Source organism: Vibrio sp. PBL-C16, assembly GCF_034321865.1.
In the GTDB taxonomy this organism is placed as follows: Bacteria; Pseudomonadota; Gammaproteobacteria; order Enterobacterales; family Vibrionaceae; genus Vibrio; species Vibrio alginolyticus.
The window spans coordinates 510503-522549 of sequence record NZ_JAXLNY010000001.1 but is presented as its reverse complement, the minus strand read 5'-3'; the positions used below and the strand labels follow the sequence as shown (position 1 = coordinate 522549).

Sequence of the window (12047 nt, the reverse complement as noted above, 5' to 3'; positions counted from 1 at the left end):
TTCACTTGGTCCCTAGCGTTAATCTGACGGTTGCGTTGTATATCATTGTTATTTTGTATTCGTTGTTGGTGCCGGTGATAGTAACGCCTCCAACTCTTCTGGTGTTAGAATATCACTGATGTTTAACATATTACTTTCATCATCTAGCGCCATCTTTGTACGGCTAAGTAAGTACCTTTTTTGAGTTGGTGTTAGGTCTTTGAGAGACTCAATCAACTCCCTGAAATTGCTATTATTCATTGCCATATTTCCCCCAGTTAAGCCTTGAATTTCTTTATTGCATATTCTTCAAGTAAGCGAAGATTTGTTGATTAATTGCAGCTAGCTGTTTAGTAACTATAGCTATATCTGAGCTATCTGGCGCTGTATCGTTTCTGGTTTTTTCTTCTATTCTTTGAAACGCAATGACCGCGGTGTCTTCTCCGAAACTCTCTAGAATGCCCTTTAAACTATGAGCTAATAGATAGAGTTCTGACCAACATCTGCTTGCATATAGCTCATCTATACGCTCTATATCATTCGTGTGATCTTCAAGGTATGTAGAAAAAACAGTGACGATGAGATCTACGTCGTTATCCATGTATGTATTGAGAACATCAAAATTAATCATGTATACCCCTATTAAACGTTGAGGTAGAGGAATGTTTCGGATAATGAAGGCTTAGCCGAAGGTATGAATGGCATAACCAGTATTTGAGCAGAAATAGTTTGCTTGTCGCTTGAGATAAACTTACAAAAAGAAAGTCATTGTTAAAGATATTTTGACTTATATCCAAACGGCAATGGTCGAAATGTAGGGATGAAAAAACTTCAACTCGCGTGTTTTTAACACAAGTAGCAAAGGGGACGTTTCCACGTAAAACGCCGAGTCGGTAAGTGTCTTGCAGTCCTAGTTTAAGGCTATCGTTACATACGGACGCCAGACGTTCGCCAACTTTGACTATTCCTTCAGTCAAGGCTAACTCTCCTCATTAAGTACAAGTATAAATTAGCAATCTAGTTGCATATTGGCAAGTAATCTGCGGCAAAAAAGGGACTCGCGTCCCTTTTGTATTACTAGCTTTGCTTAGAGTCCTGTTCTATTTGCTTCATAAGCTCGTTGGCTTTCTTCATAGCGCGTCTTGCGCTTGAAGTCCTTCGCTTATTAAGTAGTATATCGGAGAAGCGTAAGTATTTATCAGCAGTTTTGAATCTTAAATCGTTAACATCCTGAAAACCAATAGGAAAGTTTTTCGAGAACAGATCCACATCCTTCACCAAGTTATCGAGATGAGTTGTCGTCCTTGCCTTTTCTAGGCGAGAATAAAAGTTTTCAAACTCTTCTTGGAACAGGATTCTAGCGGCATCTTCTGGAAACGGTAGAGGGCTGTTGGAATCTAGCGCTGTCTCATATAATTTCATTTCCAGCACTGCATCTTTCATCGCATTACTTATCTGTAAGTTCTCTTGATGCTCTTCTACGTTTGAAAAGAAGGTGTTCCCAACCTTAATAAGAGCAACAAGTGCAGCTGCGTCTTTCTTTTGGAGTGCTTCAGTGAGGTGCTGACCGAAAACATCGCTAGATAACGAACTTGGCGTGAAAGGATAACCTTGATGAATCTGATTTAACTCATCCTTGAGCTCATAGATGGATTTAATGCCATCTTCTTTACTGTACCGAGACTTTTCAAGTTGACTGTTGATTTGCCTTGCTATCGAAAGTAACGTGGAGTGCTTGCTTGACTGAATATCTAAGGCAAGAACTTCTATTTTATGTGAGTCAGGGTAGTAGGTTTTTGCTTTATCAAGTATGGACTCAATTTCATCATAATTCGGGTAGTTGTTGGCATCAGAATTCAAAACCTGATCAATTTCAGATTCAAACTCGCTGAGAATATAGGTCTTGTGTAAGCGTAATAAGCCAGCCTTAACGACTGGATGTAAGCTTTTTTCACTATCAATCAGTGCCAAACTTTTTTCTGCTGGCGTATCAAGCTGCCACTCTTGTCCGGCAATTTGATCATTTTGCTTGCTAATAACGGTTTCCAAATTGGTGATGGTTTCTTGTTGCTGCTGATAACCAAATACAATGCCGCTAACTAATAATATACTCGCTGCCGCGCCGCTAGCGATAGGCCAATAGCGCATATTCAATTTGCGTTTCAACTGCTCAGGGGTCAGTTCGTTCGGAATAATGCCAGTTGAAAATACGCTTGAAAATATTGGCCACTTAGATGCAGGCATGTTAGTTGGTTTAGAGACCTTGATCTTCTTTTTGAGAGCTTCATTAACTGGAGTTCTTGCGTAAGGGTGTTTGCAACTCAATAGCTCGTAAGCAATACAAAATAGAGCAAACATATCGTCGCTTAAGTTCGGTTCCTTACCGGATAACAGGTTGAGTGATGCATAGTTGGGAGTATAACCAAGCGTTTCAACATTTTCGGATTTACGTTTAGCCGCATATTGATCCTGCTTTAATTGATGAGTTTTAGATACACCAAAATCAAGCAACTTAACGTTACCCTCAGACGTTAAAATCACATTAGCGGGCTTTAGGTCGGCGTGCACTACACCAAGAGAGTGAGCATATGAGAGCGCATCGAGTACCTGATTTAGGATTGATAAAGTTGCATTAAACTTCAGCCCATGCGGCCTAGAACGCTGTATTAAACTCTCTAATGTTTCTCCATTAATATACTCCATAACTAAAAAGTATATTTCGCCATCAACACCAAAATCAAAAACCCTAATGATATTAGGGTGGCTTAACCTTTGAGTTTGTTGAGCTTCACGTATTAACATGCGTGCAGTCTCTGGTTGAGAAGCAAACTCTTTCTGTAATATTTTTAACGCAACGTAGGGTGTTTCTGAACCTGAAGATTCAAGAATCTTATCTTTAGCTAAGTAAACATCGCAAAGCCCACCATGCCCAATAACCGACTCAATTTCATACCGATTTTTAACGGTCGTTCCTATTAAGCTTTCGTTAATAACATCTTTGTTATTATTTAATGAGTCATCTTTATTGTTTTTTTTCTTATTAACTAACGGAGTGTTTTCTTTTTGAGACAGTTTTGTATTTGTTTCATTTTTATTTTTAACGGAGGTTTCATTATTAGTGAGTTTGGTTGATTTAATTGCATTGTCTCGTTTTTGAGTCTTTACAATTTTAGTTTTATCTCCGCTCTCTTCGTTATTTATAGAATTGTTTTTATTACTGTCTTCCATCACAAGAACTCCGTATAAATGATGGGGGAATATATACCTTTCTGCTCAATGAAAAGTCATTATGTTAGAATTTCTCGGCCAAACTAACATTCGTTTTTTTATTGATGAAAGTCTAAGTGTCAAAAATTTGAACTTGGTTGGATAATTAAAATTGTTGAACAATACGTGATTGCTTTGATAAAAAAATGATTCATTATTCCGTGCATGATTTTCAATGGCAGTATTAATGTTTTTATTAATCTTACTGTTAATAAGAAAGTAGTTAATAATAAAATTAAAAATAATATCTAGCAGGTCTTTGGCGAGGTTTACATGAAGTTGGTTTTAACCATAACAAGTTTTCACAAATTTACTCCAGAGATTGAGAGTGAGTTCGTGTTTGAATCAAGTGATGAACATGCCAAGGTTACATTTGGTAGGTCTGAACAATGTGATTGGACACTACCAGATCCTGAAAGAGTGGTATCCGGAACTCACGGAGAACTGATTAAGTTTGGTGACAAATACTTGATAAAAGACCTCTCAACTAATGGTACTTTCGTAAATAATGCTGTAACTCCTGTGGGTCAAGGAAATGAAATAGCACTAAGCAATGACGATATGGTTAGCTTAGGGGATTATCAAATTTCAGTTTCTGTTCAAACAGATACAGATGTATTCAGTCTTGAGACAAGTAAAAGTCTTTCTAGCGCTCCCCCTGAAGTAGTCTCAAGTCCATCGGAAGAGGAATTTGTTGACCTAGGCCTTAGTGCTAGTGAACTATTAAACGAAAGTGTTCCTTCTGACTTTCAGCTAGATATTGGTTTAGTCGATGATTTTATTGATATCCCAAAGCCCGAAAAACAGAGCACCGTATCTGAAACTTTACCGAAAGTTAACCGACAATCAGAGCACCTATCGACTCCCAACTTTGATACCAATGGGGGTGAACTTGCGGCTTTTGTTAGAGGGGTGGGTATAGATCCAATGATGATTCCCAGCGATAACCGAGAGGAATGGTTCGAACAACTGGGGGAGTCATTTTCTTTGATGCTAGTTGGTTTAATGGAAACACTGCATAACAGAGCAGTGTTTAAACAAACAAATCGACTTAGTCATACCGCATTTCGTAAGTCAGAAAATAACCCTTTAAAGTTTTCTGCAAACTTAGAAGATGCGATTCATAACTTATATAACCGTCAAACCGCTAGCTTCTTAAAGCCAAATGCAGCCATTAAAGAAGCATTTAATGACATCGAAAGTCATGAGCAAGCCTTAATGAAAGGTGTTGAAGGTACGGTTTCGAGTGTTATGTCACTTGTTGAACCTACTTCTATATACTCAGATGCTTTAGCGAAAGACACGGTTATTAATAAGGTTATTCCAGCTAGAAAATATGCTCAAAGTTGGAAGAGGTTTGAGGATATTCATGAAAAGTTATCCGATGATATTATCAATAAAGAGTCTCCGTTCTATTTAGAAGACTTCGCTAAGCACTATGAATTAGCATTAAAAAACAAAGGCTAGGAATTAGGGTGATGAAAAAGTTTTACCAATATATTTTGTTATTAATTTCAATAGCTTTATTTGGGTGCTCAGCAGCGAACCTAGTTGTTGATCCATACTCAGATTTAGAAATAGCAGCAAGTCATAACATTAATCCTGATTCAAACGGCAGGCCTTCTCCTGTAGTGGTGTATGTATTTGAATTAACGTCAAATACCATTTTCGAAAGCCAGGACTTTTTTTCTATTTATGAAGAAAGTGAAAAAGTCTTAGGACCTGATTTAGTGAATAAATATGAAGTTTCATTAACTCCAGGTCAGAAAGAAACATATCAAGCAAGTATGTCTCCAAAGACAGAATATTTAGGCATTGTCGTAGCGTTTCGAGATATTGAAAACTCAAATTGGCGACAAGTCATTAAAGTGGATAAGACCGGTTACAACACATATCAAGTATTGTTAGAAGATCTGTCTTTGGTCGTTAAATAACGTTTAGTTGGCTAATTATAAATGACGCAATACTCCAAGACGGCTTGGTGCGAAGGAATGTTTTTACGTCCCCAGCACTTCCAACAACAAGAACGCGCAACCTCTCAAGAATTCAAGGGCTTACATCAGTTAGGTGGGGCTTACAATTGGGGAGTTTGGAAATGTCGAGTAAAAAAACACGCGCTAAAAGATGGTCTTATTGAACTTGAGCATCTTGAAGCTGTTTTGCCAGATATGACGTTGGTTAATACGTTAATATCCAACGATTCAGTTTCGCCTCTACTTATTGATAAAAACACTGAAAATACGTTAGTAAAAATAACTCTCCCTCTTTCAAGTGTTACAGGTAAAAACGTTTCGGATGTAAGCGAATCGATCGTCTCTCGTTATGTACTTCAAGATATCGACGTGATAGATAACCTTACAGGACAAGATGAAGAAACCATCCAAGTTGCAGCCCTTAACCTAGAGTTGAAAGCGAGTAATGACAAATTAGCGGGTTATGTGGAGTTACCTATCTTAAGGATCAAAGAGGTAACTCCTGAAGGGGAAGTTATACTAGACGATGAGTACGTTCCTCCGCTTATCAATCTCCTTAGCGACAAAGTTATGTCAGCCTATCTACGTAACGTTATCGCGATGACAAAGATGCGTGCTGACGTTATTGCGCAGCGCTTGATTAAGGGTAAATCTGCATCGGCATCTGCTGTTGATTTCATCATGCTCCAAATGCTGAACCGATATGAGGCGAAGTTAAAGCATTTCAGTGAGTTAGATAGGTTACATCCACTGGAATTAGCGACGACACTTAAAGGTTACATTGGTGAGTTAGCCACTTTTTCTAATAAAACTAAAAGAGTCCCAAGTTTGCTTGCGTATGATCACTTAGATGTATCAAGTGTTTATAGCGAGTTGAATCAGATACTCAGTCAGTACCTCAGTGTTGTTCTTGACCAAACTGCGACCAAACTTCCGTTGGAGCCTCGCCAGTACGGTATTCAAGTGACGCCACTTCCAGATAAACGCTTGCTTGAGTCATGCCAATTTGTGCTAGCAATTAAAGCAGATACCACAACAGATGAAATAAGACGCCTGGTCCCAGCGCAACTCAAGTTTGGCCCGGCAGAACAGATTCGCGATCTAATTAATAATCAAATCAACGGTATAAACGTAGTGCCGTTGAGTGTCGTCCCGAGACAGATTCCTTACCAAACGGGCTATGTCTATTTCGAAGTTGTCAAGAAAGGGCCATTTTGGATGAGGCTAAAAGATAGTGGCGGTATTGCGCTTCACCTATCAGGGCATTTTCCGAATGCTGAACTTGAGCTTTGGAGTATTAATCAATAGGCGCGCTCAGTATGGAACAAACGATCGTAAAACCAACACCGGGTGGAAGAGCACCCGCATCGAAACCACAATCAGAAAAGTCACTGGATAATACCGTAGTTATCTCAAAAAGCCCTGAATTGGTGAACAATGATTCAGTGGTCGCTTATGGGAATAACTCTCTACTAGCAGAGGCGAATGGCCTGTTATCTATTATCGGTCAAATTCGGTCGACAGCGACTCATTCCGATCCGTTGTTTCTAAAAGAGACATTGGCACAAAAGCTTAGAGATTATGAGAACCGATTACGTCAGCATGACGTTGATTTGGATACCATTGATACAGCTCGTTATTGTTTATGCTGTTCACTAGATGAAGTTGTCCTTAACACCAATTGGGGTGGGCATTCATTCTGGAGTCACGATTCATTACTTAGCTCCTTCTATGCTAGCAGTCAAGGTGGGGAAGCGTTCTTTAAGCATCTTGATAAGTGCATGGCGAAACCAGATGCGAACTTAGATTTGCTTGAACTAATGTATGTGTGCTTATCTCTCGGGTTTCTGGGTCAATACCGTTTAGAAAAAAATGGACTGGAATCGCACCGGAAATTGAGAAGACAGGTTATTGCTACTCTTAAGTCTTATGGGAGAGGAGTCCCTCAGGAGCTAAGTAATAGTATCGACCAACACATTTTGAATGGCTCAAAAGCTTCTGATAGAGCCCCTCTTTGGGTTGTATGTTCTGTAACGGCGGCATTATTGGTCTGCATATATATGTATTTTAGCTATGAGCTAAATAAGGCATCCAATCGCACCTTTTCTCAATTAGTCAATTTGATTCAACCGCAACAACTTAACCAAGATGCAACGTCAGAATCAAAATCAGCGCCAATTGCAGAAAAGATTTCAATGTATCTAGCAACTGAGATCGGTAAGGGGCTAATCAATGTTGAGCCGCTGCAAGACAGGGTAAGAATTTCGTTAAAGTCTCAAGATCTATTTGAATCAGGTAGTGCTGATGTTGTCGCTTACATCCAACCCGTTATTTCTAAGCTTGCGAGAACATTGGAGTCGACCCAAGGCAAGATCATTGTTACTGGTCACACCGACGATAGGCCTATTTTCACGAGTAAATATCCCTCGAACTGGCACCTATCATTAGCTCGAGCCACTGCTATGTCTGAACAACTGATCTCGAATAGTGCATTAGAAGGGCGAGTGATACCCGAGGGATTGGGGGATGCAAGACCATTAGTTGAAAACAGTAGTGATGAAAACCGAGCTATTAACCGCCGGATTGAAATCGACCTTCTTGTCGCGAATTAATAATAGGTAGATAGAGATGCGTATTAAAGAAATTGGCAGAATATTTACTCAAAGATGGTTTCTCGGTCTTATCGGTGTCGCTGCTTGTTCTATTTTCATTTGGGTTGTTGGTCCACTTATTACGATAGCGGGATATGAGCCCCTAAAGAGTGACTTTCAACGGCTAGTCACTATTCTAGTGTTGGTGTTGCTTTGGGCGATATTTAACGTTACCAAGCAGCATAAGCAAAAGGTGAAAGAAGACGAAAGTATTCAAACGTTGCTTGAGGTTGATAGCCAATCAGATAAAGAAGCGGCAAGTGAAATTGACTTAATGCGCGAGCGTATTGAGCAAGCTGTCAAAGTAGTGACGAAAACACACAAAGGCAAGAGAAGCTTGTATGACTTACCGTGGTATGTATTGATTGGCCCTCCTGGAACGGGGAAAACAACCGTATTAAAGCAGTCGGGGTTAGAGTTTCCATTAGGAGACAGCCTTGGCTCTGACTCTATTGCCGGTGTAGGTGGCACTCGTCACTGTGATTGGTGGTTTGCAAATAAAGCAGTTCTTATAGATACGGCTGGCCGGTATACGACACAAGACAGTCAAGAAAAGGTCGACTCTAAAGCGTGGCATGGTTTCTTAGGATTGTTGAAAAAGTATAGAACGCAAAGACCAATTAATGGTGCGATTGTTACGATAAGCTTAGCCAGCGTGATGTCTCAGACTCGAACCGAGCGAAGTCTTCATGCTCGAGCAATTAAGTCGAGACTTCAAGAACTGAAAAACCAGTTAGGCATGCAGTTTCCGATTTACGTATTGCTCACCAAAATGGATTTAGTTGCCGGTTTCAATGAATTCTTTGCCGATTTAAGTAAGGAAGAACGAGATGATTTATTTGGTTTCATGTTCCCTCGTGAAGTGGATGATGAAAGAGGCGTTATTTCTCTATTCAACAAAGAGTTTCATGGCATGTTGGAGCGCCTTGATGCCCGTATGCTTAGAATACTTGAAACTGAGGACGATTTAGATAAACGCGCGCTTATCTTTGAATTTCCAAAGCAATTAAGAGTGCTACAAGCTAATCTTGACGAGTTTTTAGCTGAAATTTTTGCACAAAACAGTTTTGAAGAGCCTGCCTTGATTCGTGGTGTGTTTATGTTGAGTTCGGTTCAAGAAGGCTTACCAGTCGATAAGCTGATGAATGAATCAACCAATGGACTTGGGTTAAATCGTTTAGCTCTAGCAAAGAGTCAGACTGGTTCTCATAGTTATTTCGTAAAGAATCTTTTTGACAAGGTTATTTTCAAAGAGCAACTGTTAGGAACAGTTAATCGTCACTATCAAAAGCAGTCAGGTTGGATGCGTCGAGGTGTTTACATTGGATGTACAACGCTACTGCTAGGAGCTTCTGCGCTTTGGTTTATGAGTTATAAGTGGAACTCACAGTTAATTGTCGATACCAATGAACAAGCTAGCCATATTGATGCACTGATTGGCGCTCAAAGTTTAGATTTTGAAGCGGATATTGTTTCAGCTGTAGAAACATTAGATAGGTTGATGACGCTTCCTCTCGGAAAGCAAAGCAACTACGGTGATGCCGACTCTGTAAAGAGGTTTGGTCTCTATCAAGGAGACAAAGTATCTCAGGCGGCAAACAATGCATATTCTGATGCTTTGACCCAATATTTCGCCCCTTTGCTTCTTGATAGCCTGGTGTCAGAAATGGAGAGCAATCAACAGCATCGTGAGTATTTGTACGAAACGTTAAAAACGTATTTGATGTTATTCAATCCAGACAAATATCAACAAGATGAAGTGTTGGCTTGGTTTAACTTTTATTTCGAACGTCAATATCCGGGTGAGCTAAACGCAGACTTAAGAAGACGCTTGCTACAGCACACTCAATATTTATTAGGCAACGATGGACAAGGCTTTACTTACAACACTGCTGCTGTGACTAGTGCTCGAGAAGTGTTGACTCAAATGTCTCTACCTGAACGTGCTTATCAGCGAATGAAAATACAATTTTCTAAGAGTCATGTACCTTCATTTCGCTTGACTGATGTATTGGGACCTAAAGGGCTTGAGCAGTTCGAGCGAGCTAGTGGAAAACCGCTATCACAAGGCATTTCGGGTTTCTACACGTACAATGGTTTTCATAGCATTTTTCAGATTCAGATCAACCGTACAGTAAAAAGCCTAATGGAAGAGAACTGGGTTTATGGTGACGATCTTAAGGCTCATGAAATTGATCAAGATAGTGCCATCCAAGGCGTTCAGTCACGATACTATCAAGATTATGTTAATGAATGGAAAACGTTGATCGAAGATATTCAATTGAAGCAGGCTCCGAGCCTAGAACTTGCGACAGAGCAAGCGAGGGTTTTATCTGGAGTTGAAAGACCAATCGAATCTTTGTTGAGAGCAATCCAAAAAGAGGTTGCTCTATCAAAAGTATCATTGTCAGAAAATCAAAAAGCCGCTTCTGAAGTTGCTGGTAAAGTTGCCAAAGTTAAGTTTTCAAATACGGCAGATAGACTAGACATGTATTTACCTGAAGAAAACGGTTTCAATGTTGCTCTGCCAGGTAAAGAAGTCGAATCGCATTTTTCAGAGATCTTACGCCTTGGTGAGCAAGACTTTGATGATATTCAACAAGCAATGGTTAACTTGCGTTCGTATTTAAGTGACTTATCAAGCTCTGGTAACAATCAGAAAATTGCCTACAAAAGTATTTTAGATGGAACCGTTACACAAGATGTCGCAGCTTCCTTTGCTCGTGCTAAAGAACTTTTGCCGAGACCATTTAATCAATGGCTAGGTGAGCTTTCTCAAGAGTCGGTTAAGTTTGCGGAGAGCGGTTCGAAGGATCATCTAAATCAACTTTGGGTAACACAGGTGGTCCGCCCTTATCAGCGGACTATTGCTGGCAGATACCCATTCGAGCCCAACGCGAGCAGAGAAGTTAGATTGAAAGACTTTAAGCGATTCTTTGGTTATGGAGGTACGCTTGACGCATTCTTCCAAGAATACCTCGAACCGTTTGTGGATACTTCGAAAAGTCGTTGGCGATTAGAAAAGGAAATTGGAGTTCGTCCAGAAACACTAATGGTCTTTCAAAGAGCGCAACGTATCAGGCAGTCTTTCTTTGAATCTGATAATTCATTACGCGTAGAGTTTGGGATGAAGCCTGTTTATCTAGACCAGCACATTACTCGATTTGTCTTAGAGTTGGGTGGACAAGATTTGGTTTATAAGCATGGACCAGCAAGAGCTAAATCGTTGAGTTGGCCTGCCGGTCAAGATCAGACTCGAATTGTGTTCACACCACCTGAATCTAAACGCGAAATTGCGCATACCTATGAAGGTGAGTGGGGCATATTCAAGCTTTTGGATCAATCACTTAAAGCAAGGCCAGAATCGCGTAAAGACAATATAGTTATGATTGATTTAAAGGGAAACAAGGTGCAACTAGAGCTTATTCCTTCTAGTGCCATTAATCCGTTTTGGTCAAATGAAATGGAGAGGTTCAGATGTCCACGAACCTTATAACATCAGGCTGGGGATATATCGGCAAAATGCCTGCAAAAGGGGACTTTGTGAAAGATGGTTTATCACAAGATTTCTCGGAGCGTTGGCATGATTGGCAACAGGCGGTTATTGCAGTCAGCAGGGAACAACTGGGTGAAAGCTGGAATGAGCACTTTTTAACGGCTCCTGTGTGGCACTTTGCTTTGGATATTAGCTATTTAGAAGACTCAACCTACATTGGTAGCATGATTCCTAGTGTTGATGCATGCGGTAGATACTTTTTCTTTACTATAGCTCGTGCCGTAAAAGGTGAAGCTGCGCAATATTGGGGTGACAGAGCTTGGACAGAGGACAGTGCCGCTCTTGCTCTTTCAGTACTTGAGGACGACTTTGTCTTTGATGTTTGGCATAAGAGTACTCAAGAAAAAAATGACCTCGTTGCGAATGTAACAAGTGAAGTGAGGCCTCTAGAGTTTCTTTATCAAAGCCAAATATCTACAGTTTTTCATGATCACGGCAATACTGATCAAAATACGCTTTTGAATTACCTCATTAAAGAAAAATTGAGTAAACCATGTTTTTGGTGGACTGAAGGTTCAACGAAGGTTGAACCATGCATGTTCATTACTAGTGGATTTCCTTCAATTGGTCAGTTTTCAGCCATGCTTGATGGCGGCTGGAAAAAGTGGAATTGGTAGGATA

9 protein-coding genes are annotated in these 12047 nt (G+C 40.1%); 6 read left to right on the top strand and 3 right to left on the bottom strand.

All coding sequences use genetic code 11. From position 1 onward, the window contains the following. Nucleotides 1-48 precede the first annotated feature (48 nt). From UQW94_RS02245 to UQW94_RS02235, 3 genes are all read right to left on the bottom strand, one after another. Nucleotides 49-240, bottom strand: coding sequence for a hypothetical protein (locus UQW94_RS02245; RefSeq protein WP_025767706.1), 192 nt, complete (start codon nt 238-240; stop codon nt 49-51). A gap of 34 nt (nt 241-274) precedes the next feature. Next, entirely contained in the window at nt 275-610 is a 336-nt protein-coding gene (locus tag UQW94_RS02240) for an Hpt domain-containing protein (protein WP_262665040.1), read from the bottom strand. Nucleotides 611-1056: 446 nt separating this feature from the next. Beyond that, entirely contained in the window at nt 1057-3207 is a 2151-nt protein-coding gene (locus tag UQW94_RS02235; RefSeq protein WP_322141956.1) for a serine/threonine-protein kinase, read from the bottom strand. Between the two features lie 312 nt (nt 3208-3519). On the opposite strand from UQW94_RS02235, the gene tagH reads away from it, so the two are divergent. The 6 genes from tagH to tagF are packed head-to-tail and all read left to right on the top strand — an operon-like array spanning nt 3520 to nt 12043. After that, nucleotides 3520-4713 carry a type VI secretion system-associated FHA domain protein TagH gene (gene tagH / locus UQW94_RS02230; protein ID WP_053307738.1) on the top strand — a complete coding sequence of 398 codons (1194 nt, stop codon included), beginning with the start codon at nt 3520-3522 and terminating at the stop codon, nt 4711-4713. Nucleotides 4714-4724: 11 nt separating this feature from the next. After that, entirely contained in the window at nt 4725-5180 is a 456-nt protein-coding gene (tssJ, locus tag UQW94_RS02225; RefSeq protein ID WP_005375933.1) for a type VI secretion system lipoprotein TssJ, read from the top strand. A 21-nt stretch (nt 5181-5201) separates the two neighbouring features. Then, nucleotides 5202-6527 carry a type VI secretion system baseplate subunit TssK gene (gene tssK, locus UQW94_RS02220; RefSeq protein WP_080276943.1) on the top strand — a complete coding sequence of 442 codons (1326 nt, stop codon included), beginning with the start codon at nt 5202-5204 and terminating at the stop codon, nt 6525-6527. Between the two features lie 11 nt (nt 6528-6538). Further along, complete coding sequence (gene tssL / locus UQW94_RS02215; protein WP_053307737.1) at nt 6539-7831, top strand: type VI secretion system protein TssL, long form; 1293 nt, start codon at nt 6539-6541, stop codon at nt 7829-7831. Nucleotides 7832-7847: 16 nt separating this feature from the next. Further along, the gene (tssM, locus tag UQW94_RS02210; RefSeq protein ID WP_213872419.1) at nt 7848-11366 is read left to right on the top strand and encodes a type VI secretion system membrane subunit TssM; all 3519 of its coding nucleotides are present in this window, start codon (nt 7848-7850) and stop codon (nt 11364-11366) included. Continuing rightward, complete coding sequence (gene tagF / locus UQW94_RS02205; protein WP_005387528.1) at nt 11348-12043, top strand: type VI secretion system-associated protein TagF; 696 nt, start codon at nt 11348-11350, stop codon at nt 12041-12043. Before tssM ends, tagF begins: the two co-directional genes overlap by 19 nt. The last annotated feature ends 4 nt before the right edge of the window (nt 12044-12047 follow it).

Excerpts from the sequence above, each read along its gene's own strand:
- tssM (WP_213872419.1), top strand. The coding sequence starts at position 7,848 with ATGCGTATTAAAGAAATTGGCAGAATATTTACTCAAAGATGGTTTCTC.
- UQW94_RS02245 (WP_025767706.1), bottom strand. The coding sequence starts at position 240 with ATGAATAATAGCAATTTCAGGGAGTTGATTGAGTCTCTCAAAGACCTA.
- UQW94_RS02235 (WP_322141956.1), bottom strand. The coding sequence starts at position 3,207 with ATGGAAGACAGTAATAAAAACAATTCTATAAATAACGAAGAGAGCGGA.
- tssL (WP_053307737.1), top strand. The coding sequence starts at position 6,539 with ATGGAACAAACGATCGTAAAACCAACACCGGGTGGAAGAGCACCCGCA.
- tagF (WP_005387528.1), top strand. The coding sequence starts at position 11,348 with ATGTCCACGAACCTTATAACATCAGGCTGGGGATATATCGGCAAAATG.
- tssK (WP_080276943.1), top strand. The coding sequence starts at position 5,202 with ATGACGCAATACTCCAAGACGGCTTGGTGCGAAGGAATGTTTTTACGT.
- UQW94_RS02240 (WP_262665040.1), bottom strand. The coding sequence starts at position 610 with ATGATTAATTTTGATGTTCTCAATACATACATGGATAACGACGTAGAT.
- tagH (WP_053307738.1), top strand. The coding sequence starts at position 3,520 with ATGAAGTTGGTTTTAACCATAACAAGTTTTCACAAATTTACTCCAGAG.
- tssJ (WP_005375933.1), top strand. The coding sequence starts at position 4,725 with ATGAAAAAGTTTTACCAATATATTTTGTTATTAATTTCAATAGCTTTA.